This is a genomic window from Pseudomonas sp. ANT_H12B (assembly GCF_008369325.1).
Taxonomy (GTDB): domain Bacteria; phylum Pseudomonadota; class Gammaproteobacteria; order Pseudomonadales; family Pseudomonadaceae; genus Aquipseudomonas.
Genome location: NZ_VOBI01000021.1, coordinates 55,130 through 78,747, shown reverse-complemented (window position 1 = coordinate 78,747; position 23,618 = coordinate 55,130). Strand labels below are relative to the sequence as shown.

Annotated in this window: 18 protein-coding genes and 1 pseudogene; 11 read left to right on the top strand and 8 right to left on the bottom strand. The window is 59.5% G+C overall.

The genetic code is table 11. The features are described 5' to 3' along the window. Positions 1–96: 96 nt before the first annotated feature. The 5 genes from FQ185_RS25685 to FQ185_RS25665 all read left to right on the top strand — a co-directional run bounded on the left by FQ185_RS25685 (position 97) and on the right by FQ185_RS25665 (position 5,633). The gene (locus FQ185_RS25685; RefSeq protein ID WP_149419885.1) at positions 97–843 is read left to right on the top strand and encodes an amino acid ABC transporter permease; all 747 of its coding nucleotides are present in this window, start codon (positions 97–99) and stop codon (positions 841–843) included. Beyond that, positions 843–1,514: an amino acid ABC transporter permease gene (locus FQ185_RS25680; RefSeq protein ID WP_149419884.1), complete on the top strand. Its 672-nt coding sequence runs from the start codon at positions 843–845 to the stop codon at positions 1,512–1,514. Before FQ185_RS25685 ends, FQ185_RS25680 begins: the two co-directional genes overlap by 1 nt. Further along, positions 1,511–2,245, top strand: coding sequence for an amino acid ABC transporter ATP-binding protein (locus tag FQ185_RS25675; RefSeq protein ID WP_149419883.1), 735 nt, complete (start codon positions 1,511–1,513; stop codon positions 2,243–2,245). The genes FQ185_RS25680 and FQ185_RS25675 overlap by 4 nt, the downstream gene beginning before the upstream one ends. 161 nt (positions 2,246–2,406) lie before the next feature. Further along, positions 2,407–4,308, top strand: a complete 1,902-nt coding sequence (locus FQ185_RS25670) for a sensor histidine kinase (RefSeq protein WP_149419882.1) — start codon at positions 2,407–2,409, stop codon at positions 4,306–4,308. Beyond that, positions 4,305–5,633 (top strand): sigma-54 dependent transcriptional regulator, encoded by a 1,329-nt coding sequence (locus tag FQ185_RS25665; protein WP_149419881.1) that lies wholly within the window; start codon positions 4,305–4,307, stop codon positions 5,631–5,633. Before FQ185_RS25670 ends, FQ185_RS25665 begins: the two co-directional genes overlap by 4 nt. A 172-nt stretch (positions 5,634–5,805) precedes the next feature. Here the strand turns inward: FQ185_RS25665 and FQ185_RS25660 are convergent. From FQ185_RS25660 to metE, 4 genes and pseudogenes are all read right to left on the bottom strand, one after another. Next, a pseudogene (locus tag FQ185_RS25660) lies at positions 5,806–6,087 on the bottom strand (hypothetical protein); the annotation flags it as partial. 74 nt (positions 6,088–6,161) lie between these two features. Then, positions 6,162–6,827 (bottom strand): DsbA family oxidoreductase, encoded by a 666-nt coding sequence (locus tag FQ185_RS25655; RefSeq protein ID WP_149419880.1) that lies wholly within the window; start codon positions 6,825–6,827, stop codon positions 6,162–6,164. A 208-nt stretch (positions 6,828–7,035) separates the two neighbouring features. Further along, on the bottom strand, positions 7,036–8,070 hold the full coding sequence (locus FQ185_RS25650; RefSeq protein WP_149419879.1) for an alpha/beta fold hydrolase: 1,035 nt from the start codon (positions 8,068–8,070) through the stop codon (positions 7,036–7,038). Positions 8,071–8,275: 205 nt separating this feature from the next. Beyond that, positions 8,276–10,588 (bottom strand): 5-methyltetrahydropteroyltriglutamate--homocysteine S-methyltransferase, encoded by a 2,313-nt coding sequence (gene metE / locus FQ185_RS25645; protein ID WP_149419878.1) that lies wholly within the window; start codon positions 10,586–10,588, stop codon positions 8,276–8,278. A gap of 108 nt (positions 10,589–10,696) precedes the next feature. Here metE and metR point away from each other — a divergent pair, with 108 nt between their 5' ends. Next, positions 10,697–11,614, top strand: coding sequence for a transcriptional regulator MetR (gene metR / locus FQ185_RS25640; RefSeq protein WP_149419877.1), 918 nt, complete (start codon positions 10,697–10,699; stop codon positions 11,612–11,614). Positions 11,615–11,745: 131 nt separating this feature from the next. Here metR and FQ185_RS25635 read toward each other — a convergent pair whose 3' ends face one another. The 4 genes from FQ185_RS25635 to FQ185_RS25620 all read right to left on the bottom strand — a co-directional run bounded on the left by FQ185_RS25635 (position 11,746) and on the right by FQ185_RS25620 (position 14,912). Next, positions 11,746–12,243 carry a GNAT family N-acetyltransferase gene (locus FQ185_RS25635; protein WP_149419922.1) on the bottom strand — a complete coding sequence of 166 codons (498 nt, stop codon included), beginning with the start codon at positions 12,241–12,243 and terminating at the stop codon, positions 11,746–11,748. 2 nt (positions 12,244–12,245) lie between these two features. After that, positions 12,246–12,884 (bottom strand): LysE family translocator, encoded by a 639-nt coding sequence (locus FQ185_RS25630; RefSeq protein WP_149419876.1) that lies wholly within the window; start codon positions 12,882–12,884, stop codon positions 12,246–12,248. Between the two features lie 22 nt (positions 12,885–12,906). After that, complete coding sequence (locus FQ185_RS25625) at positions 12,907–13,341, bottom strand: NUDIX domain-containing protein (protein ID WP_149419875.1); 435 nt, start codon at positions 13,339–13,341, stop codon at positions 12,907–12,909. 215 nt (positions 13,342–13,556) lie between these two features. Beyond that, positions 13,557–14,912 carry an HD domain-containing phosphohydrolase gene (locus FQ185_RS25620; protein ID WP_149419874.1) on the bottom strand — a complete coding sequence of 452 codons (1,356 nt, stop codon included), beginning with the start codon at positions 14,910–14,912 and terminating at the stop codon, positions 13,557–13,559. A 258-nt stretch (positions 14,913–15,170) separates the two neighbouring features. On the opposite strand from FQ185_RS25620, the gene FQ185_RS25615 reads away from it, so the two are divergent. The 5 genes from FQ185_RS25615 to FQ185_RS25595 are packed head-to-tail and all read left to right on the top strand — an operon-like array spanning position 15,171 to position 23,563. Continuing rightward, positions 15,171–17,477 carry an EAL domain-containing protein gene (locus tag FQ185_RS25615; RefSeq protein ID WP_149419873.1) on the top strand — a complete coding sequence of 769 codons (2,307 nt, stop codon included), beginning with the start codon at positions 15,171–15,173 and terminating at the stop codon, positions 17,475–17,477. Next, positions 17,474–19,348 (top strand): bifunctional diguanylate cyclase/phosphodiesterase, encoded by a 1,875-nt coding sequence (locus tag FQ185_RS25610; protein ID WP_149419872.1) that lies wholly within the window; start codon positions 17,474–17,476, stop codon positions 19,346–19,348. The genes FQ185_RS25615 and FQ185_RS25610 overlap by 4 nt, the downstream gene beginning before the upstream one ends. 44 nt (positions 19,349–19,392) lie before the next feature. Beyond that, entirely contained in the window at positions 19,393–20,352 is a 960-nt protein-coding gene (locus FQ185_RS25605) for a cytochrome-c peroxidase (RefSeq protein ID WP_149419871.1), read from the top strand. Beyond that, positions 20,349–22,160, top strand: a complete 1,812-nt coding sequence (locus tag FQ185_RS25600; RefSeq protein WP_149419870.1) for a DAHL domain-containing protein — start codon at positions 20,349–20,351, stop codon at positions 22,158–22,160. Before FQ185_RS25605 ends, FQ185_RS25600 begins: the two co-directional genes overlap by 4 nt. Next, complete coding sequence (locus FQ185_RS25595) at positions 22,157–23,563, top strand: ATP-binding protein (RefSeq protein ID WP_149419869.1); 1,407 nt, start codon at positions 22,157–22,159, stop codon at positions 23,561–23,563. Before FQ185_RS25600 ends, FQ185_RS25595 begins: the two co-directional genes overlap by 4 nt. Positions 23,564–23,618 lie beyond the last annotated feature (55 nt).

The following is a 23,618-nucleotide window of genomic DNA, read 5'->3' as shown; positions in this document are numbered from 1 at the left end:
GTCGTAGTGGCCTGACCACAGGCCACTCAGGTCGGGCGGGAACGGAGCTTCCCCAGGCGGGCATTTGTACATCGAACGATCTGAGGGGAGACCCTAATGAATTACAACTGGGACTGGAGCGTATTCTTCAAGTCCACCGGCGTGGGCAGCGAAATTTATTTCGACTGGTACGTCTCCGGTTTGGGCTGGACCATCGCCATCGCCGTCGTCGCCTGGATTATCGCGCTGCTGCTGGGCTCGATTCTGGGTGTCATGCGCACGGTGCCGAACCGCATCGTATCGGGCATCGCGACCTGCTACGTCGAACTCTTCCGTAACGTGCCGCTGCTGGTTCAGCTGTTCATCTGGTACTTCCTGGTACCGGACCTGCTGCCGGCAAACTTGCAAGAGTGGTACAAGCAGGACCTGAACCCGACCACTTCGGCCTTCCTCAGCGTCGTGGTGTGCCTGGGTCTGTTTACTGCCGCGCGTGTTTGCGAACAAGTGCGCACCGGTATCCAGGCGCTACCTCGCGGCCAGGAAGCCGCCGCTCGCGCCATGGGTTTCAAGCTGCCGCAGGTTTACTGGAACGTGCTGCTGCCCCAGGCTTACCGGATCATCATTCCGCCGCTTACCTCGGAATTCCTGAACGTGTTCAAGAACTCGTCCGTGGCCTCGCTGATCGGTCTGATGGAGTTGCTTGCGCAGACCAAACAGACTGCCGAGTTCTCCGCCAACCTGTTCGAAGCGTTCACCCTGGCAACGCTGATCTACTTCACCCTGAACATGGGCCTGATGTTGCTGATGCGCATGGTCGAGAAGAAAGTCGCCGTGCCTGGCCTGATCTCCGTAGGGGGTAAATGATGGAATTCGACTTCTCGGGCATCATCCCGTCCCTGCCGGGTTTGTGGAACGGCATGGTCATGACCCTGCAACTGATGGCGCTGGGCGTGATCGGCGGGATCATCCTCGGCACCATCCTCGCCCTGATGCGCTTGTCCCACAGCAAGCTGCTGTCGAACATTGCCGGCGCCTACGTTAACTACTTCCGTTCGATCCCGCTGCTGCTGGTCATCACCTGGTTCTACCTGGCCGTGCCGTTCGTACTGCGCTGGATCACCGGCGAAGACACCCCGATCGGCGCGTTCGCCTCGTGCATCGTGGCCTTCATGATGTTCGAAGCGGCGTACTTCTGCGAAATCGTCCGGGCTGGCGTGCAGTCGATTCCCAAGGGCCAGATGGGTGCTGCCCAGGCCCTGGGCATGAACTACGGCCAGATGATGCGGTTGATTATCCTGCCGCAAGCGTTCCGCAAGATGACCCCGCTGTTGCTGCAACAGAGCATCATCCTGTTTCAGGACACCTCGCTGGTCTACGCGGTCGGTCTGGTCGACTTCCTCAATGCTTCGCGCGCCAGTGGCGACATCATCGGTCGCTCCAATGAGTTCCTGATCTTCGCCGGTTTCACATACTTCATCATCAGCTTTGCCGCCTCGCAGCTGGTCAAGCGTCTGCAAAAAAGGTTCGCCGTATGATCTCTATCAAGAACGTCAACAAGTGGTATGGGGACTTCCAGGTGCTGACTGATTGCAGCACCGAGGTCAAAAAAGGCGAGGTGATCGTGGTGTGCGGACCGTCCGGCTCCGGTAAATCCACCCTGATCAAATGCGTCAACGCCCTGGAACCGTTCCAGAAAGGCGACGTGGTGGTCGATGGCACGTCCATCGCCAACCCGAAGACCGACTTGCCGAAACTGCGTTCGCGCGTGGGCATGGTGTTCCAGCATTTCGAGCTGTTCCCGCACCTGAGCATCATGGATAACCTGACCATTGCACAGATCAAGGTGTTGGGTCGGAGCAAGGAAGAAGCCGGCAAAAAAGCTTTGCAGCTGCTTGAACGCGTCGGTCTTTCGGCCCACGCCAAAAAGCATCCGGGGCAACTCTCCGGTGGTCAGCAACAGCGTGTGGCGATTGCCCGCGCACTGGCGATGGACCCGATCGTCATGCTGTTCGACGAACCGACCTCGGCGCTGGACCCGGAAATGGTCAACGAAGTGCTCGACGTGATGGTGCAACTGGCTCACGAAGGCATGACCATGATGTGCGTGACCCACGAAATGGGCTTCGCCCGCAAAGTGGCGGACCGCGTGATCTTCATGGACCAGGGCAAGATCATCGAAGACTGCAAGAAAGAGGATTTCTTCGGCGACATCAGCCACCGCGCCGAGCGTACACAGCATTTCCTCAACAAGATTCTGCAGCACTAAGGACGACGCCACTCCCCTGTGGGGGCTGGCTTGCCTGTGATAACGGAGTGTCAGTTGAGATCATCATTGATCTGATAAGCCGCTATCGCAGGCAAGCCAGCTCCCACAAGGGCCGGCGGTAGTCTGACGATTTGTGTTGTGGTTGACCCAAGGCATCTGTGATGAAATGCGACCCCACTCTCTATCGCGCCGCGCCGCCATCACTCGCCGTGAAACCCCGTCTGATTCGCCATCTGTTCCTGCCCCCGCTGGTCATCGCCCTGATGATCGGATTGGGTTATATCGGCTTCTGGGTCAGTGAACACTACGGGATTCGCAGCCTCAGCGAGAACGGCCAGCGACAGCTCGAACTGCACGCCCGCGCCGTCGAGAGCGAGATCAGCAAATACACCTACCTGCCCAGCTTGCTGGAACTCGAAACCAGCGTTTCAAAGCTGCTGGCCGATCCGTCGCCGGAACACCGGCAGACGGTCAATGAATACCTCGAAGGCCTGAACCGGCGCAGCCGCAGTCGGGCTATCTATGTGATGGACACCACCGGTCGCGTCATGGCCACCAGCAATTGGCGCGATGTCGACAGTTACCTGGGGGAAGACCTGTCCTTCCGCGCCTATTTCCAGAACGCCGTGCGCGGTCAGCCGGGACGTTTCTACGGCATCGGCAGCACCAACGGCGAGCCCGGCTACTACCTGGCTCACGGCCTCGAAGAACACGGCAAGATCATCGGCGTCGCGGTGGTCAAGGTACGTCTTGAAGCCATGGAAGAACGCTGGCAGCGAGCACGCCTGGAAGCCTTCGTCAGTGATGAGAACGGCATCATCATTCTCTCCAGCGATCCGGCGCGGCGGCTGAAGTCGGTCATTCCATTGAGCGATGACACGAAAGAAAAACTCGCCCGCAGCCTCCAGTATTACTGGTTCCCGCTGAACGAACTGCAGCCGTTGGCCCGGGAGAAGCTGGCCGAAGGTGAGGAAAAACTGACCTTCCCCGCCAACAGCGAAGTGGAATCCGATGAAGAGGACATCAGCTACCTCTCGCAAACCCGGCCGCTGAGCGACACGCCGTGGAATTTCACCCTGCTCACACCCCTGCAGGATTTGCGTCGCGAAGCGATCAATCAGGGGATTCTGGTCGCCGTCGCGTTTGCCCTCGTGGCGTTCCTGCTGATTGCCTGGAACGAGCGCCGCAAGGTGATCGCCACCCGCCTCGCCGCCCGGGAAGCCTTGCAGGAAGCCAACAATCAACTGGAGCGTCGGATTACCGAACGCACCACTGACCTGCGCGCCAGCAACGAACGGCTCAAGGGCCAGATCCGCGAACGGCGTCAGGCTGAAGAGACGTTGCGCCGCGCCCAGGATGAACTGGTACAGGCCGGAAAACTCGCCGCCATCGGTCAGATGTCCACCAGCATCGCCCACGAATTGAATCAGCCGCTGGCCGCGCTGCGGACCTTGTCCGGCAACACCGTGCGTTTCCTTGAGCGCGGTCAGCTGGATGTGGCCAGCACCAACCTCAAGACCATCAACGAACTGATCGACCGCATGGGTCGGATCACCGCGAGCCTGCGCTCCTTCGCACGTCGCGGCGATGACAAAGGTCTGGCCAGCCTTGGCAAAGCGGTAGACGCCGCTTTGCAGGTGCTGGGCAGCCGCATGGAAAGCGCACATCTGCAATTGCACCGTGATTTCACCGATGTGCAGGTGCAGATAGACCAGACCCGCCTGGAGCAGATTCTGGTCAACCTGATCGGCAACGCCCTCGACGCCATGCAGGCACAGCCGATGCCGGAGTTGTGGCTCGAAGGCGAAGCGTTCGATGGAAAATATCGCCTTCGGGTACGCGACAACGGCCACGGTATCGACGCCGAAGCGCGCAAGCATCTGTTCGAACCGTTCTTCACCACCAAACCCGGCGAACAAGGCCTGGGCCTGGGCCTGACGCTGTCGGCGAGCCTGGCCGCTGCCACCGGCGGGCACCTGGGTGTCGAACACCCGGCCAGCGGTGGTACCACCTTCGTCCTCAGTTTACCGTTGGTAAGCCTCACTTCTGCCGAGCCAATATGAACAACGACCTTAGTGTGCTGATCGTCGAAGACGACCCCCATGTGCTGCTCGGTTGCCAACAGGCGCTGACCCTGGAAGACATTCCCTGCGTTGGCGTGGGCAGCGCCGAAGAAGCGCTGGAGCGGGTCGGCGATAACTTTGCCGGGATCGTCATCAGCGACATCCGCTTGCCGGGCATCGACGGCCTGGAACTGCTCACCCGACTCAAGGCCCGCGACCGCAGCCTGCCGGTGGTGCTGATTACCGGGCACGGTGACATTTCCATGGCCGTCGGCGCGATGCAAAAAGGCGCCTACGACTTCATGGAGAAACCCTTCTCCCCCGAACGCCTGGTGGATGTCGCCCGCCGCGCGCTGGAGCAACGCAGCCTGGCGCGGGAAGTCTCCTCGTTGCGCCGGCAACTCGCCGAGCGTGATTCCCTCGAAGGCCGGATCATCGGCCGCTCGCCGGCCATGCAGAACTTGCGGGAACTGATCGCCAACGTCGCCGACACCTCGGCCAACGTGCTGATCGAGGGCGAGACCGGCACCGGCAAGGAACTGGTCGCGCGCTGCCTGCATGATTTCAGTCGCCGGCATACCAAGCAGTTTGTCGCGCTGAACTGCGGCGGCCTGCCGGAGAACCTGTTCGAAAGCGAGATTTTCGGCCACGAGGCCAACGCCTTCACCGGCGCCGGTAAACGGCGGATCGGCAAGATCGAACACGCCGATGGCGGCACGCTGTTCCTGGATGAAGTGGAAAGCATGCCGCTGCCGTTGCAGATCAAACTGCTGCGGGTGTTGCAGGAGCGCACCCTCGAACGCCTCGGTTCGAACCAGAGCGTGGCGGTGGATTGCCGGGTGATCGCGGCGACCAAGTCTGATCTCGACGAGTCGAGCAAGGCCGGCGAGTTTCGCAGCGATTTGTATTACCGCCTGAACGTGGTGACCCTGGAATTGCCGCCATTGCGCGAACGTCGCGAAGACATCCTGCAACTGTTCGAGCATTTCCTGCAGCAGTCGTCCCTGCGCTTCGACCGCGCGGTGCCGGAGCTGGACAACCAGACCCTGTCAAACCTGATGAGCCACGATTGGCCGGGCAACGTGCGCGAACTGCGCAACGTCGCCGAGCGCTTTGCCCTCGGCTTGCCGGCTTTCAAAAAAACCGGCACCAGCGGCAGCAATCAGGGCCTGGCCTTCGCCGAAGCGGTGGAAGCCTTCGAACGCAACCTGCTCAACGACGCCTTGCAGCGCAGCGGCGGCAACCTGACCCAGGCCAGCCTGGAATTGGGCATGGCCAAGACCACACTGTTCGACAAAGTGAAGAAATACGGGCTGAGCCACTGATGGACCTTCACAGCTGACCACAACTGATCGTTCCCACGCTCTGCGTGGGAATGCCTCAAGGGACGCAGAGCGTCACGGGCAGCATTACCACGCAGAGCGTGGAAGCGATCGCGGGCTAGTGCGCGTAAACCTTCTGCAACTGCGCTTGTGACAAAGCATCCTCAAACGGCAGCCCGCCCACCTGCGCCATCGGTACGCTGGTCGGCATGATGCTGTAGTAGCTGCGGGTGGCGCCGGTGGTGTAGACATTAACCAGCAGCAGACGATCGACGCCGTAGGCGCCCTTGATCGGCGTCAAGTCCTTGGTCATGTAGCCTTCGCGGAAGTCAGTGTTCTTGTAAAACTGCAGATTGACCGGCTCATTGATCCGCTTGGCCTTGTAGCCCTTGGCCTGCAGCTTGGCGACGATGACATCCGGCAAAGTGTTGAGGTCGCGCACTTGCCACTTTTCGACGGTGCTGCCTTTGTCGGCAGCACCGGTAAAAACAATAGTGGCACATTGATATATTTATTTACAACTGACGAGCATCAGCTGACCGTTCCGCCCTTTGCCTCACTCATGATTTGCCGAATGGCTCCGACAAAAGTCTCCACCGGCTGCCCGCCAGTGACCGCGTACTGCCCATTGAAAACAACGGTCGGCACCGAACTCACCCCGCGTGACAGCCACAATTGCTCTTCCTCGAGAACCTCTTTGGCGAATTCATCCGACGCCAGAATCGCTTCGGCGCGCTGCCGATCCAGCCCGACGCTTTCAGCGATCTGCGCCAATTGCTGATGATCGGAAGGGTTGCCGCCCTCGCTGAAATACGCCTTGAACAATGCGTCCTTCAGATTGAACTGCAACCCTTCAAGCCCCGCCCAGAACAGCAAGCGATGAGCGTCGAAGGTGTTGTAGATACGGCTGTTGCCGTCAGTGCGAAAAGCGAACCCGACCTCGGCGCCACGGGCGCGGATCATCTCGCGATTCTTCTGGGACTGCTCGGGGGTGGAGCCGTACTTCTCGGTGATGTGTTCGGTGATGTTCTGCCCTTCAGGGCCCATCTTCGGGTTCAGTTCGAATGGCTGGAAACGGATCTCGGCCTGAACCTCGTCGCCCAGCAAATCCAGGGCCCGGGTCAAGCCGTACAGGCCGACGACGCACCAGGGGCAGGACACGTCGCTGACGAAATCGATTTTCAGGGGGGTACTCATCATTCACCTCGCAGGCTGGCAACGCGCAGGAAAAGAGCAACCATACACCGAGAAACTTAAGCTGACAGCAGATCCATTGAGGGAGCGAGCCTGCTCGCGAAGGCGCTCTGTCTGAAATAGACGGGGTGGCTGTGCTAGCGTCTTCGCGAGCAGGCTCGCTCCCACAATTTGAATGCATTTTCCTGTGAGAAATTGTTTGGCTGGCGGGTTACAGGAGGTTGTGTTCGGTCACCGGATCAATCTGCGCCCAATGCGAGGTGTCTTCGCGATGAGCCTGTAAGTACGGCAGCACCGCCGCCAGCAACGGCGCCTTGAACGACTCCTGAAAACGATGGGCCAACCCCGGAATCAGCTTCAACTGGCTGCCGCGAATGTGCGCCGCAAGATGCACGCCGTGCATAACTGGCAACAGCGGATCAGCCGTGCCATGCACCACCAGCGTCGGCACTCGCAACTGGTTGAGCAACGCCACCCTGCTCGGCTCGGCGAGGATCGCCATGATCTGGCGCTTCACGCCCTCAGGGTTGAACGCCCGGTCATAGGACAGCGCCGCCTGATGCAACAATGCCTGCCGATCATCGCTCACCGTGGGGCTGCCCAGCGCGGCCAACAAATCGGCTTGTTGCTCCAGGGCGACTTCGCGATTCGGTGCGCCACGACGCGAGAGCAACTGCACCAACGCCGCGCTCGGCGCCGGCAAGCCTTCGGCCCCGGAACTGGTCATGATCAGGGTCAAGCTCTCGACCCGTTGCGGCGCCATGGCCGCCATATGCTGGGCGATCATCCCGCCCATGCTGGCACCCAGCACGAGGAATTGCTCGACGTGCAAGGCATCCATCAATCCAAACGCATCGTCGGCCATGTCGGTCAGGGTGTACGGCGCCGACACCGGTAAACCGAGTTTGTAGCGCAGCACTTCGAAGGTCAGGTTGGCGTCGACCGGCGTTTGCCGCCAAGTCGAGAGGCCGACATCGCGATTGTCATAACGAATCACCCGAAAGCCCTGCTGACACAGCGCGATCACCACCTCGTCCGGCCAGTGAATCAACTGCCCGCCCAGGCCCATCACCAGCAGCAACGCCGGGTCGGATGCACGGCCGATGCTCTGGTACGCCAGGCTCACCTGCGCCAGATCGGCCCGTTCAGTCGGAACATTGATATCGCATCGCGAAGCCGCCAACGACGGCAGGCCGAACAACAACGCGGTCAGAAAAACCGCAGCCGAAAAAAATCGTGCACACATGAAAAAACACCGAAACGCAGAACTCCAGTAGAGCGCGAGTCTGATGAAGTTTGCTCAAGCGCGCTGCCACAGTTACGTGACAGTTTGATGAATAGTGCTGAACGGTCATTTATCAAAGCAAAAAGATCGCGGCCTTCGGCAACTCCTACAGGGTTTTGCGTACACCTGTAGGAGCTGCCGAAGGCCTCGATCTTTTGATCTTTCGTTAAGCCAACTGACTGCGCAACTGACGTGCTGCCGCGACCATGTTCACCAGCGCCGCTTCGGTTTCCGGCCAGGCGCGGGTTTTCAAACCGCAGTCGGGGTTGACCCACAACCGCTGCGCCGGAATGCGCTTCACGGCTTTGCTCATCAACTTGACCATCTCGGCCGTGTCCGGAACCCGTGGTGAGTGAATGTCGTAGACACCCGGACCGATGTCGTTCGGGTAATCAAACGCTTCGAAAGCCTCCAGCAGTTCCATGTCCGAACGCGAGGTTTCAATCGTGATCACGTCGGCGTCCATGGCCGCGATGGACTCGATCACGTCATTGAATTCGCTGTAGCACATGTGGGTGTGGATCTGGGTTTCATCACGCACACCGCTGGCGCTCAAGCGGAAGGCTTCCACCGCCCAATCCAGGTATTCCTGCCATTGCGCCCGGCGCAGTGGCAGGCCTTCGCGGAAAGCGGCTTCGTCGATCTGAACGATCTTGATGCCGGCAGTTTCCAGGTCCACCACTTCATCACGCAGGGCCAGGGCCAGTTGCTGCGCCTGGATTTTGCGCGAGACATCTTCGCGCGGGAACGACCACATCAGCATAGTCACGGGACCGGTGAGCATGCCTTTCATGACCTTGTCGGTCAGGCTCTGTGCATAGGCGATCCAGTTGACCGTCATGGCATTCGGACGGCTCAGGTCGCCGTAGATAATTGCCGGTTTCACGCAACGCGAACCGTAGCTCTGCACCCAGCCGAAACGGGTGAACAGATAGCCGTCCAGTTGCTCGGCGAAGTACTCGACCATGTCATTGCGTTCGGCTTCACCGTGCACCAGCACGTCCAGGCCCAAGCGCTCCTGGACTTGCACGGCATGGCGGATTTCGCTGTGCATGGCGTCGGTGTAATCGTTGGCCGACAGCTTGCCTTGCTTGAACGCCTGGCGTGCCAGACGAATCGAACCGGTCTGCGGGAACGAACCGATGGTGGTGGTCGGGAACGCCGGCAGTTTCAACCGCGCACGTTGCTGCTCGATGCGTTTGGCGAACGGCGAGTGACGTTGGCTGTCCGCCGCACCGATGGCGTCGATTCGCGCCTGTACCTCGGCTTTATGGATACGCGGCGACTCGGCGCGACTGGCCGCAATGGCGCGGCTTTCGGCCAGGGCAGCTTGCACCTTGGGCGCTTGCGGGTCGTTGAGGGCATCACGCAGCACAGCGATTTCACCGCATTTCTGTACAGCGAAGGCCAGCCAGCTTTTCAGCTCAGGATCGAGTTTGTCTTCGCGATCCAGATCCACCGGGCTGTGCAGCAACGAGCAGGAACTGCTGACCCACAGGTTGTCGCCAAAGCGCTCCTGGGCCGGCCGCAGTTGAGCAAGCACTTGCTCCAGTTCACAGCGCCAGACGTTACGGCCGTTGACCAGGCCCACCGAGAGAATCTTGTAGGTCGGCAGACGATCCAGCACCTGGCCGAGTTGATCCGGCGCGCGCACTGCGTCGATGTGCAGACCTTGAACTGGCAGACCGACCGCCAAACCGAGGTTGTCTTCCAGGCCGCTGAAGTACGTCGCCACGAGTTTTTTCAGCGGCGAATATTGAAGGATATGATAGGCGCGTTCGAAGGCGTTTTTCCAGTCTTGAGGCAGGTCGAGGGTCAGGATCGGTTCGTCGATCTGTACCCACTCAACACCTTGTGCCGCGAGGCGACCGAGGATTTCGCCGTAGATCGGCAGCAGGCGTTCCAGCAAGTCGAGCTTGTCGAAGTCGTTGCCTTTGGCCTTGCCCAGCCACAGGTAAGTCAGAGGGCCGATAATCACCGGTTTGACGTTGTGGCCCAGGGCCTTGGCTTCGTCGACTTCGTCGAACAACTGTTCCCAGCTCAGTTTGAATTGCTGGTCAGCGGTGAACTCAGGGACCAGATAGTGGTAGTTGGTGTCGAACCACTTGGTCAACTCCTGAGCGTATTGCGCCTTCGAATGTTCACCGCCGCAGCAGGCAGCGGTGGCACCACGGGCCATGGCGAACAGCGTGTCGAGGGTGGGCAGGCCACGCGAGTCTTTGACGCTGTCGAAACGCTCGGGGATCACACCGAACGTCAGGGAATGGGTCAGCACCTGGTCGTACCAGGCGAAGTCGCCTACCGGCAGCAGATCGATGCCGGCGTCTTTCTGCAATTGCCAGTGGGTGGCGCGCAATTGGCGGCCGACACTTTTCAGCGCGTCCTGATCGAGATCGCCCTTCCAGTAGGATTCGAGGGCTTTTTTCAGTTCGCGGTCAGCGCCGATGCGTGGAAAACCGAGTGTGTGGGCCAAGGCCATGGTGAGTTACCTCCCTATAAAAGATGGCGCCATTATCGACAGCTCACTCAACATGAGACAAACTCAACCTTTTCGTGTTGATCACAAGTTTTCCTCATGGAGCCCCCGGTGCTTGAAATCCGTCATTTGAAGACCCTGCACGCCTTGCGCGAAGCCGATAGCCTGGTGGATGCAGCCGACCGCCTGCACCTGACCCAGTCAGCCCTGTCCCATCAGTTCAAGGAACTTGAGGAACGCTTGGGCATGCAGTTGTTTGTGCGCAAGACCAAACCGGTGCGTTTCACCAGCGCCGGTTTGCGCCTGCTGCAGCTGGCCGACGCCACCCTGCCGCTGCTGCGGGGCGCCGAGCGTGACATCGCGCGGCTGGCCGGTGGCACCGCGGGGCGTTTGCACATGGCGATCGAGTGCCACAGTTGCTTCCAGTGGCTGATGCCGACCATCGATCAGTTCCGCGATGCCTGGCCGGAAGTCGAGCTGGACCTGGCCTCAGGTTTCTCCTTCGCCCCGCTGCCGGCGCTTGCTCGTGGCGACCTGGACTTGGTGGTGACCTCCGATCCGCTGGAGCTGGCCGGGATCACCTACGTGCCGCTGTTCACTTATGAAGCGATGCTGGCGGTGGCCAATCAGCACCGTTTGGCGAGCAAGGCCTACATCGTCCCGCAAGATTTGCTCACCGAAACGCTGATCACCTACCCGGTGGAGCGCGATCGGCTGGACATCTTTACCCGCTTCCTGGAACCCGCCGATATCGAACCGGCGCAGGTCCGCACCTCGGAACTGACGGTGATGATGATGCAACTGGTGGCCAGCGGTCGCGGCGTCTGCGGCATGCCACATTGGGCGCTGCACGAATACAGCTCACGGGGTTATGTGAAGGGTAAGCGTCTTGGCGAGAAGGGACTGTTTGCGACGCTGTATGCCGGGATTCGCGCCGACATGCTGGATGCGCCGTATATGCGCGACTTTCTGCTGACGGCCAAGGACACGTCGTTCTCGACCCTGGATGGGGTCAGCGCGGTTCGCTGACCGATCCGATCGTTCCCACGCTCCGCGTGGGAATGCATCCTCTGACACTCTGCGTCAGCTCGTGAAGCGGAACGCGGAGCGTCCCTGGCGGCATTCCCACGCGGAGCGTGGGAACGATCATTGTCGTGGCTTCAGAGTTCGCGCCACATGTGGATTTTATCGAAGTAATCCTCGCCCACCCGTACCGCCAAAGGTTCGAGACCAAACTGGATGAAGCCGCAGCGCTGGTACAGGTTGAATGCCGCTTCGTTGCCGGCGGTGACGGTCAGCTGGATCAGTTTCAGGCTCTGACGGGTCTGCGCCTGCGCCAAAGCGGCTTGCACCAATTGGTAACCAAACCCGCGCTCGCGGACCTTGCCTGACACGTACATGCCAAACAGCGTTGCCTTGTGCCGGGCCTTTTCCCGAGGCTCGAAGGCAAGGCCGACGATGCCCGCCAACTCACCCTCTTCAAATGCCCCGAGCACCACATCCAGCTTGCTGGTCAGGCGCGACTCCCACCAACTCAGCGGCATCACGGCGCGTTCGCGCACGCTAGAGGTAAACGCCTGGGGGTGCAGGTCGTAGGCTTCGAGCATGAGCGCCCGATAATCCAGGGCATGGCTTGCATCCAGCCGTTCTATCCACATGTTCACGCCATCCGTCGTTGCTCAAGCATCAGCCGCACCGCCAGCGCAGACAGCACGAACCCCATGAAATAGCGCTGCACCGCCAGCCACGTCGGGTTGTTGACGAACCAGGAGGCGATGCCGGCGGCGAATATCGCGATCAGCAGATTAACGCCGAAACTGACGCTGATCTGGGTCAGCCCCAGCACGATGCTTTGGGTGAACACAGAACCGTGTTCGGGCGTGATGAACTGCGGAAACACGGACAGATAGAACACCGCAATCTTCGGGTTCAGGGCGCTGGTCAGAAAGCCCATGGTGATCAGCTTGCGCGACGAGTCCGGTGGCAATTGCTGTGCTTTGAATGGTGACCGCGCACCCGGCTTGACCGCCTGCCAAGCCAGCCATAACAGGTACAGCGCCCCGGCCCACTTCAACACTTCATAGGCCATCGGCACCGCCAGAAACACCGCGGTCAAACCTGCTGCAGCGGCGAACAGGTGCACGAAAAACCCCGCGACCACGCCGAGCAGCGAAGTCATCCCGGCCTTGCGCCCCTGGCAGATCGAACGGGAGATCAGGTAGATCATGTTCGGCCCTGGCGTCAGCACCATCAGCAGCGCGGCAGCGGCGAAGATCAGCAAATCTTGAAGCGGGATCATGGCGAGTCCTTTGCGTAAATGATCAGGCAGTCGTGGTTAACGAGGCTCGATAAAACGGCAGGATCAGGTCTCGTGTCAATGGCGCCAGCGTGAGATCGCCGTCGGTGGCCGGGTCGATCCAGCACACCTCTTCGATCTCCGCCGCCGGGCAGACGTCTGCATCGATGGTCAATTGAAAGAGTTCGGCCTGGACGACAAAACCCGGTTCGTTGGCGGCCGGTGCCGAGAACTGCCCAAGGTAGGTGCTGTGTGCAGGATCGATGACCAGGCCCAATTCTTCTTCCAGTTCACGAGCCAGCGCGTGGACCGGTTGCTCATGGGCTTCGATCTTGCCGCCGGGTTGCATGAAGGCCTCGGTGCCGCGCTTGCGGACCAACAGGGTACGACCGTCAGGGCCGATCAACAGGGCTGCGGCAATGCGGATAAGGCGGGGTGAAGTTGCGGATGAAAATGTCATGGATCTGAAATGGCCTTGGGTGAAAGGCGCAAGGATCACATGGGTGTCGGTGCGCCGTCACGCCGAAAAAATATCTACCGAGCCCCTGTGGGAGCGAACCGGCTCCGGGCGGCGTTCCGACGAAGGCAATGTCACATTCAACAGAGATATTGTCTGACACACCGCGATCGCGAGCAGGCTCGCTCCCACATTGGGTAATGCATTGGCTGGAAAACTTAACCCGCCTCGATAATCGCGCCCGCTTCTTCGGGCAACTTCACAAAAATGCTGTATTTCGCGCCTTCCATGGCTTCGAAGGCGATCAATTTTTCCACCAATGCTGCGCTCAATACCTTGCCGGCATTGAGCAGCAGCATGCCGTTGTCGGCATTCAGATTGCGCGCCAGGATCATGCCCGCCGCCACTTCCCGCGTGGTCATCACCTTGACCGACGGATCGGCCAGCGAAACATCGCTCAGGTACGCGGCACAGACCTGAATGAAATCCTCCACCAGCTCGGGATCGTAGAGCTTGCCGGCATAGTTGCGGATATAGACCAGCGCTTCATCGCTGTTCATCTGCCGCTCAAGGATCAGCCCGCGCTGCAACTCGATGAAATCCACGGCCAGTTTCAGCAATCGCGAACCGAGTGGAATGGCCTCGCCCTTGAGCCGATCGGGAAAACCGCTGCCGTCCCAGCGCTCCTGATGGTGAAGAATCAGACGAGCGGCATCCTTCATCGGGTCGAGGGTCATCAAGAGTGACTCGCTCTGCTTTGGATAACTGCGATAGCGTTCTCGATCATTGTGGTGCAGCAGATCTGCGGGCGCGGTCATCATGCTGTCGGTCCAGCTCAGCTTGCCGATGTTGTAGAGCGCCGCGGCCATGGTCAGGTCGCGGCTGGTACCTTCGTCCAGGCTATGAAGTTTGCAGTACACCCGCACCAGTTCGATGATCTGGCGGTTGGTCTGTTTGGCCGGCGGCAGCCTCAGGTTGGCCAGCAACGAAAACACTTCGGTGCCGGTGACATAGCTGTGCTTGAGCTCTTCGTAGGCCAGGTCGAGCATGTCGGCGGTTTGCTGGAGTTCGGCGGTGCGGGCTACAACGTGCTTTTCCAGTGTGGCATTGAGCGATTTCAATTGGTCGTTCTGTTCCCGGGTCAACTGCTCCAGACGCTGGCGTTCGCGCTCGGAATGCTGATGAGCCAAGGCCTGGCGCAAGGTCAGGAGCATTTCCTCGTCGTTCCAGGGTTTGCTGATGTAGCGCTGAATCTGCCCTTCGTTGATGGCTTTGATGATCGTCGGCATGTCCGCATAGCCGGTCAGCAGGATGCGGGTGGTCGTCGGGTAAAGCTGATGGATGCGAGCCAGCAGCGCGGCGCCATCCATGTTGGGCATGCGTGCGTCGGTCATCACCAGGTCGATGGGCTGTTGCGCCATGATTTCAAGTGCCTGGGCACCGCTGGAAGCGAGTAGCACCTCGTAGGGCTGGCCGCGTAACAGGCGACGCAGGCTATTGAGGATAGATTCCTCGTCATCGACCAGCAGCACCTTGGGTTTATCGGTCAAAGTCGTGGGGAGTTGCTCTTCCATGGCGTCACCTCAAGTGAAACGGATACATCGCGTTGTCAGGTCCCGGGCAAACATCCCCTATTGCCGGAGCCTGACCTACAGGCTAGATGATTTTCAGCCCGCTCCGGGAAATGATTGGGCTCATTCATTTGCGCGAAGTTGTGCTCGGGCGACTATGCTCTGATCACTCGGATCCATTATCCGTACCCGTTCGGCCAGTTGATCGGGAAAGGATGCCCCTATGAATAAACCGCATCAAACGGCTACCGGTGTCGACGTATGTCGATGAATACACTGCTGGCGCGGACTAACCGGCGGATTCTTATCGTCGACGACACCGCCTCGATTCATGAGGACTTTGTCAAAATCCTCAGCCCGCCATCGATTGATGACGATCGCCTGACCAGCGCCGAAAACGCCTTGTTCGGAACCCCTGCGGCGTTCTCGCTGCCAAGTTTCGTGCTCGACTCCGCATTTCAGGGTGTCGAAGCCCTGGACAAGGTCGAGACAGCGCTGGCCAATGACCTGCCCTACGCGATGGCCTTCATTGATATGCGCATGCCGCCGGGCTGGGACGGGCTGGAAACCATCGAACGGCTGTGGCAGGTCGATCCCAAGCTGCAAGTGGCGCTCTGCACCGCGTACTCCGACTATTCCTGGGAAGACATCGACGAGCGCCTGGAGCTGGGTGATCGTCTGCTGATTCTGAAGAAGCCCTTTGATGCGATCGAAATCCGTCAGATGGCCAGCGCATTGACGGCCAAGTGGCAAATGACCGAAGACGCGGCGTTGAAGATGTCACTGCTGGAACAAGCGGTCGAGGAACGTACCCGGGAGCTGTCCGATGCCAACATCATTGTGCAAAACAGCCCGACCATTCTGTATCGGCTGCGGGGTGAGCCGTCGTTTCCACTGATGTACATCTCCCACAACATCACCAAATACGGTCATGTCGCGGCCAACCTGGTGGCCTCGGTCAACTGGGCCCAGGAGCTGATCCATCCTGACGATCAATCGAAAGTCGACACCGCCATGGCCCGGGTGCTGGATCGCCATGCGGCAGGCGCCTCCATCGAGTTTCGAATGCGCACCGGCGCGGGTGCCTGGCGCTGGGTGGAAAACCGCTATATCCCGGTACGCGATGCCGAAGGCCGCTTGCTGGAAGTCGAAGGCATCATCATCGACATCACCGAACGCAAGGTGGCCGAGGAGAAAATCGCCCTGCTGGCCCGCACCGACGGGCTCACCGGGCTGGCCAACCGCGCGACGCTGATCGAACGGTTGCACCAGGCTTTCGCCGCCGCTCGACGGGGCGCGACACCGTTCGCCATCTTTTATCTGGATCTGGACCACTTCAAACGCATCAACGATACCCTCGGGCACCCCGTGGGCGATCTGTTGCTGCAAGAAGTCGCTCATCGCATCAAGGCCTGCGTGCGCGAGAACGATGTCGTCGCCCGCCTCGGCGGTGACGAGTTCGCAATTTTGCAACTGGACGTCAGCGACCCGACGCACTCCGCGGCCCTGGCCACCAAGGTCCGCGATACGCTGGTGCAGCCCTACTCCCTGGGCGGCAATGACGTGCGGGTTTCGGTCAGTATCGGCATCAGCAGTTACAGCCCGGCCTGCACCAGCGCCGACGGCCTGCTGACCCAGGCCGACATGGCGCTCTATCGTTCCAAGGAAAAGGGCCGCAACCAGTACCACTTCCATTCCGAGGAGATCAATCAGGAGGTGGTCGAGCGCATGACTATCGCCAGCGACTTGAGAGACGCCATCGAACACGACGAACTCGAACTGCATTACTGGCCGGAAGTGGACCTGAGCAGCGGCAAGATCCTCGGCATGGAAGCGCAAGTCACCTGGAACCACCCCGAGCGAGGTCTGCTGGAATCCTCGGCGTTCCTGCCCGCCGCGGAGAAGACCGGCACCATCGTCGCACTCGGTCACTGGGTACTGAATCGCGCCTGCCAGCAGATGCGCCAATGGCGCGATGAAGGCATGGCGCCGCCGGTGATTGCGATCAAGCTGTCGCTGGCCCAGCTAAAAAGTGGTCCCGAGCTGATCTATGACGTGCTGCGCACCACTGCGCGTTGGGAGCTGTGCCCTTGGGACCTGCGCTTCGACGTCACCGAAGCGACGCTGGCCCAGACCAAATGGACCCACAACGACGTGCTGCCACGCCTGCGTGAACTGGGGGTGAAGATCGCCATCGACGACTTCGGCACCGAGTATTCCTCGTTCGACTACCTCAAGATTTACCAGGTCAATCACCTGAAGCTCGCCCAGGCCTTCATCGACACCGCCTCCCGCGACCCGGCCAGTGCGAACACCTTGCGCGCCATTATCAATTTCGCCCGCGAGGTGGGGATCGGAATCATCGCCGAAGGTGTCGAAACCCAGGAACAGCGCAGTTCGCTGATGGCCACCGGTTCACCGATGAACGCCCAGGGTTACTTCTTCAGCAAGGCTGTGAGTAGCCAGCAGGCCGCCGAGCTGCTGAAGGCCGGGAGCATCGTGCCCGCCCTTCATGACATCGGGCAGATTCCGGACAACCCGCCACGCTCCACGGAGGACAAAGGATGAAAACGCCTTTCGTGCGGACCAATCGGCGCATTCTGATCGTCGACGATACGCCCTCGATCCATCAGGACTTTCGCAAGATCCTCGGCCCCGAAACCGAGGGTGATCAAAGCCTGGCGGGCACTGAAGAGGCGCTGTTCGGTACGCTGCAACTTGATCGTCCGACGTTCCAGCTCGACTCGGCCTATCAGGGTCAGGAAGCCCTTGAACTGGTCAAGCGTGCACTGGCCGAAGGTCGCCCTTACGCGCTGGTGTTCACCGACATGCGCATGCCACCGGGTTGGGACGGCCTGGAAACCATCGAACAACTGTGGAAGGCCGATCCGCATCTGCAAATCGCATTGTGCACGGCCTATTCCGATTACTCCTGGGAGGCGATGGCCGAACGGCTGGAATTCAGCGACCAGTTGTTGGTGCTGAAAAAACCCTTCGACAGCCTGGAAATCCGCCAGATGGCCAGCGCCCTGACCTGGAAGTGGCAGATGGCGCAGGACGCCGCAATGAAGGTGCTGAGCCTGGAGCAAACCATCGAGGCCCGGGTCCACGAATTGCTCAAGGTGTCACATCTGTTGCAGTACGACGTGTTGACCGAGTTGCCCAACAGCACGTTGCTGGGTGACCGGTTGAACCAGTCCCTGGCGCTGTCCCGACGCCATGACAAACAACTGGCCGTCATGTTTCTGGGACTTGATCGCTTCAAACGCATCAACAATGCACTGGGCCATCCGGCCGGTGACGAGATGCTCAAACAAGTCGGCCGTAATCTGGTGGCGACCGTTCGCGAGTCCGATTCGGTGTTTCGCTATGGCTCCGACGAATTCGTGGTGATACTCGCCGATGTCCGCCACCCCCAGCAGACCAAGGGCATCGCCGAAAAACTCTTGAACGCCATCCGCGCACCCCAGCACATCGCCGGCCACGATCTGAGCGTGACCGCCAGCCTGGGTATCAGCATTTATCCCAACGATGGCTTCGATGCGATATCGCTGATCAAGAAAGCCGAAACCGCGATGCGCAACGTCAAGGAAAGTGGCCCTAACGATTTCAGATTCTTCATCGACGACATGAACCAGCGTGCCCGGGATCAACAAAGCATCGAGACCGGCATTCGCCTGGCGCTGGAACGCAATGAATTTGTCCTGCATTACCAGCCCAAACTGGATCTGGGCAGCGGCCAGGTCGTGGGCGCCGAGGCGCTGATCCGCTGGCAAAAACCGGGGCACGGTCTGATCTATCCAACGGACTTCATCAGTGTGGCCGAAGACAGCGGTTTGATCGTGCCGCTGAGCAAATGGGTGCTGGCCGAGGCCTGCCGACAAGCGTGCGCCTGGCAGGCTGCCGGGCTGCCGAAGATCTGTATGTCGGTGAATATGTCGGCGATTGATTTTCGCCAACGCGACTTTGTCGACGGCATCGAACTGATACTCAAACAAACAGGTCTGGAACCGGCCTTGCTGGAGCTGGAAATCACCGAAGGCGTGTTGATGCAGAATATCGATACCACAGTGAATGCCCTGACCCGACTCAAGGTCATGGGCGTGCGACTGGCCATCGATGACTTCGGTACCGGTTATTCCAGCCTGAGTTACTTGCGGCGCTTCCCCATCGACGTGCTGAAAATCGACCAGTCGTTCATTCGCGGTTTGAGCAGCGACAGTAATGACGCCGCCCTGGTCAGCGCCATTATCAGCCTGGGTCGCAGCCTCAAGCTGATCATCATTGCCGAAGGGGTGGAAACCCTCGAACAGCTGGATTTCCTCAAGGCTCATCAATGCGAGGAAGGCCAAGGTTACTACTTCAGCAAAGCCGTGGAGCCGGACGATTTCGTACGGTATCTGAGGTCCGTAACACCTCCTCAATCCGCAGTCCTGTGAACGATGCGCAACGACACACCGGCTATCAGCCAAGGAATAACAAGATGTCGTCCTGCTTTCACCGTCTGCTCCTGGTGCCACTGCTCGGGCTCTGCCTGAACGCTGGCAGCGCGCCACTGGACGAACCGCTCAAACCGCTACCGGCGGTACCAAAACAGAATCCGTTGCGGGTCGAACTCGGTCGCCAACTGTTCAACGAACCGCGCTTGTCGGTCAACGGCAGTCTGTCCTGTGCCAGTTGCCATCGACTGGAAAACGGCGGCGCCGATAACAAGCCGTTTTCCATTGGTTTCGCCGGCCTTCCGGTCGCGTTCAACACCCCCAGCGTGTTCAACGCGAGCCTGAACTTTCGACAATTCTGGAACGGACGGGCCGACACCCTGGAGATCCAAATCCACGAAGTGGTGCAGAGCCCCAGCGAAATGGGCAGCAACTGGCAACACGTGGTGCAAACGCTGTCCGCCGATCCGGCTTATCAGTCTAAATTCGGCAGCGCCTACCCGGACGGCGTGACCATGAACAATGTGCAAAATGCCCTGGCCACCTACGAACGCACGCTGATCAGTGCCAACTCGCGTTTCGACCAATACCTGCAAGGCGATACCGACGTTCTCACGCTCGACGAGAAATACGGCTACCAACGCTTCAAGGATTACGGCTGCATCGCCTGCCATCAAGGGGTGAACATCGGCGCAAACATGTTCCAGAAGTTCGGCGTCATGGGCGATTACTTTCAGGTTCGTGGCAACCCTACCGAAACCGACCTGGGCCGTTATCTGGTGACCAAGGATGAAGAGGATCGCAACGTGTTCAAGGTGCCGAGCCTGCGCAATGTCGCGGTGACCGCACCGTACTTTCACGACGGCTCGGCCAAAACCCTCGAAGACGCGGTGGACGTGATGTTCAAGTTTCAGCTCGGGCGCATTCCCTCCGAGGAGGACAAGACCCTGATCATCAAATTCCTCAAGACCCTGACCGGTGAATGGGGAGGCAAACCGTTATGAGAATGTATCACCGCCGCAACCTCGCATTACTGGGCATCGTTGCCCTGATGCTGGCCTCGACGCTGCTGTTCCTGTATCTCAAATCCAATTCGAACCAGACGACGACCTACGCCGAATCCCGGGACTTGATCGGCCGGATCAAGCAGCTGAATGCGCAATGGGAAACCGAAATCCTCAAGGCCAGGATCGCCATCAGCCACAACTACGATCCGCTGGTTGCCCCGCTGACCGAGATAACTCAGCTGTGGGAGCGGTTCGACACGATGGAGTCGAAACACGGCCGCAACGAGTCGCCCATCTGGCGCACCAGCCATGATGCGTACCTGAGCGCCATCCAGGAAAAAACCCGTCTGGTGGAGCAGTTCAAGTCTCACAACGCCGTATTGCGCAATTCGCTGGCGTTCTTGCCCACGGCCGAGGATGACATTCAGGCACAGTTGGCCCAGTTGGTGGAGGGGGACAAACTGCAGCTGCAGAACATCGCCACCGACACATATGACTTGCTGCTCAGCAGTCTGGAGTTCGCCCAGGTCACCTCCGACGACAAGGCCGCCGACATCCTGCTGGGGCTGAGCAAACTGGGGGTGAACAAACAGCGTTTACCTGAACAGTTCCACAGCCCGATCGACATTCTGAGCAACCACATTTCATTGATTCTGCGGGAACAGCCGGTGGTCAATCGGCTGTTGCAAAACATCGAAGCCATTCCCGTCGCCGAGCGCCTGGACGACATTACCAATCTTTTGAACACTGACCAGCAAAGGGCCGACGCCGCCGACCAGCGCTATCACTTTTACATGCTGGTGTTTTCAGTGCTGTTGGTGCTGCTGCTGGTGTACCTGGCGATTCACCTGATGCGCAGTTTCACGGTGATCAATCGCGTCAACAAAGCCCTGAAGACCGCCAATGACGACCTGGAGCTGCGGGTTGAAGAGCGCACCCGCGAACTCAAGGATACTCAAAGCGAACTGCTCGACACCGCGCGCCAGGCCGGCATGGCCGAGATCGCCACCAATGTGCTGCACAACGTCGGCAATGTGCTCAACAGCGTGAACATCTCGGCCGATCTGGTCACCCGCAGACTGCGCGCCAGCAAAGCCCAAGGACTGGGCAAAGCCATGCAACTGATCAACGAGCATCAAGGCGACCTCGGGACCTTTCTGACCCTGGACGAGAAAGGCAAGTTACTGCCCGGCTACCTGAATCAACTGGTGGAGGTCATTGCCCTCGAACAACAAGGCATGACCGACGAACTCGCCCAGCTGAGCAAAAGTGTCGATCACATCAAGGACATCGTTTCTACCCAGCAGTCCTACGCCGGTGCCAATAGCCTGATGGAACCGCTGCACATCAGCGAACTGCTGGAGGACGCCCTTCGCATGAACTCCGGCGCCCTGACCCGGCATCACGTCACCGTGGTCAAGGAGTACAGCGAGGTGCCGCAGGTCATGGGCGACAAGCACCGGCTGCTGCTGATCCTGATCAACCTGATCAGCAACGCCAAATACGCGATGTCCGAGCTCAGCGAGCGCCCGCGGCAAATGACCCTCGGGGTAAAAATCGTCAAGGACACGACCCTGCAAGTCAGCGTCAAGGATGACGGCGAAGGCATCGCCGAAGAAAACATGACACGCATTTTTGCCCACGGCTTTACCACCCGCAAGGAAGGTCACGGCTTCGGTCTGCACAGCTGCGCCCTGGCGGCCATCGAGATGAATGGCCACCTCACCGCACACAGTGACGGGCCGGGCAAGGGCGCCTGTTTCACCTTGCAGATCCCGCTGAAAACAGTCACGGAGAAGGCATGAGCCAGCTTTCGAACCGCCGTATTCTGCTGATCGACGACACACCGTCCATTCATGTGGATTTTCGCAAGATCCTCACGCCCGCGCCGGTGCAGACACTTGAACTGGACGAGATGGAAGCCACACTGTTCGGCAGTGAAGTGAAATCCACCAGCGTTCTGTTCGAACTGGATTCGGCTTACGGCGGTCAGGAAGGTTTGGGCAAACTCAAGTGGGCCTTGCAGGAACACCGCCCCTACGCCCTGGCCTTCGTCGACATGCGTATGCCGGAAGGCTGGGACGGCGCGAAGACGATCGAACATTTGTGGCAGGAAGACCCGCGCTTGCAAGTCGTGGTGTGCACCGCGTATTCCGACTATTCCTGGGATGAACTGCTGGACCGCTTGCAGGCCCACGATCGCCTGCTGATTCTGAAAAAGCCGTTCGACAACATTGAAGTCCAGCAAATGGCCAATACCCTGCTGACCAAATGGGACATGACCGAACGGGCCAGCGTACAGATGAACCATTTGGGACAGATGGTCGAACGCCGCACCCGTCAGTTCACCGAGGCCAGCGTCGAGTTGCAGCGGGAAATCGACGAACGCAAACAGCTGGAATCGCAACTGGTGCAATCGGAAAAACTCGCCTCACTAGGGCAACTGGCGGCCGGCGTCGCCCATGAAATCAACAACCCCATCGGTTTTATTTCCTCCAACCTCAGCACCCTCGATGGCTACTTCAAGCAATTGCAGGAAATGCTCGACGCCTATCGGGATGCGGAAGAAGCGATCGGCTCCAGCAAGCTGATCGAGCGTTTGCAGCAGCTGCGCGAGCGGGTCGAACTGGAGTTTTTGCGCGAGGATATTCCGCTGCTGATCAAGGAATCCAAGGACGGCATCAGCCGGGTCGGGAAAATTGTAAAAGACTTGAAGGACTTCTCCCGCGTGGACTCCAGCCAGGAGTGGCAGTGGGCGAATGTGCAGCAAGGCATCGAATCAACCCTGAACATCGTCGCCAACGAACTGAAGTACAAGGCCGATGTAATCAAGGAATATCAGGACCTGCCCGACATCGAATGCCTGCCTTCGCAAATCAATCAGGTGATCATGAACCTGATCGTCAACGCCTCTCAGGCCATCGGCCCGGAACGCGGCACCCTCACCCTGCGCACAGGGGTTGAAGGTGAATCGGTGTGGATCGAGGTCGCAGACACCGGCGCCGGCATTGAGCCGCAGAGCCTGAAGAAAATTTTCGACCCGTTCTTCACCACCAAACCGGTGGGCCAGGGGACAGGGCTCGGGCTGTCCCTGTCCTATGGCATCGTGAAGAAACACCGGGGGGATATTTCGGTGCGCAGTGAAGTTGGGGTGGGAACCACCTTCAGGGTTGAGCTACCGGTGCACCAAACAAAAACAGCCGCTTGAACACAATTCAAACTGTGGGAGCGAGCCTGCTCGCGAAGGGGCCATGTCAGTCAAC

What these genes read in the sequence shown, in the direction of transcription:
- FQ185_RS25685 (WP_149419885.1), top strand. Translation starts at nt 97, where the DNA reads ATGAATTACAACTGGGACTGGAGCGTATTCTTCAAGTCCACCGGCGTG.
- FQ185_RS25680 (WP_149419884.1), top strand. Translation starts at nt 843, where the DNA reads ATGGAATTCGACTTCTCGGGCATCATCCCGTCCCTGCCGGGTTTGTGG.
- FQ185_RS25675 (WP_149419883.1), top strand. Translation starts at nt 1,511, where the DNA reads ATGATCTCTATCAAGAACGTCAACAAGTGGTATGGGGACTTCCAGGTG.
- FQ185_RS25670 (WP_149419882.1), top strand. Translation starts at nt 2,407, where the DNA reads ATGAAATGCGACCCCACTCTCTATCGCGCCGCGCCGCCATCACTCGCC.
- FQ185_RS25665 (WP_149419881.1), top strand. Translation starts at nt 4,305, where the DNA reads ATGAACAACGACCTTAGTGTGCTGATCGTCGAAGACGACCCCCATGTG.
- FQ185_RS25655 (WP_149419880.1), bottom strand. Translation starts at nt 6,827, where the DNA reads ATGAGTACCCCCCTGAAAATCGATTTCGTCAGCGACGTGTCCTGCCCC.
- FQ185_RS25650 (WP_149419879.1), bottom strand. Translation starts at nt 8,070, where the DNA reads ATGTGTGCACGATTTTTTTCGGCTGCGGTTTTTCTGACCGCGTTGTTG.
- metE (WP_149419878.1), bottom strand. Translation starts at nt 10,588, where the DNA reads ATGGCCTTGGCCCACACACTCGGTTTTCCACGCATCGGCGCTGACCGC.
- FQ185_RS25635 (WP_149419922.1), bottom strand. Translation starts at nt 12,243, where the DNA reads ATGTGGATAGAACGGCTGGATGCAAGCCATGCCCTGGATTATCGGGCG.
- FQ185_RS25630 (WP_149419876.1), bottom strand. Translation starts at nt 12,884, where the DNA reads ATGATCCCGCTTCAAGATTTGCTGATCTTCGCCGCTGCCGCGCTGCTG.
- FQ185_RS25625 (WP_149419875.1), bottom strand. Translation starts at nt 13,341, where the DNA reads ATGACATTTTCATCCGCAACTTCACCCCGCCTTATCCGCATTGCCGCA.
- FQ185_RS25620 (WP_149419874.1), bottom strand. Translation starts at nt 14,912, where the DNA reads ATGGAAGAGCAACTCCCCACGACTTTGACCGATAAACCCAAGGTGCTG.
- FQ185_RS25615 (WP_149419873.1), top strand. Translation starts at nt 15,171, where the DNA reads ATGTCGATGAATACACTGCTGGCGCGGACTAACCGGCGGATTCTTATC.
- FQ185_RS25610 (WP_149419872.1), top strand. Translation starts at nt 17,474, where the DNA reads ATGAAAACGCCTTTCGTGCGGACCAATCGGCGCATTCTGATCGTCGAC.
- FQ185_RS25605 (WP_149419871.1), top strand. Translation starts at nt 19,393, where the DNA reads ATGTCGTCCTGCTTTCACCGTCTGCTCCTGGTGCCACTGCTCGGGCTC.
- FQ185_RS25600 (WP_149419870.1), top strand. Translation starts at nt 20,349, where the DNA reads ATGAGAATGTATCACCGCCGCAACCTCGCATTACTGGGCATCGTTGCC.
- FQ185_RS25595 (WP_149419869.1), top strand. Translation starts at nt 22,157, where the DNA reads ATGAGCCAGCTTTCGAACCGCCGTATTCTGCTGATCGACGACACACCG.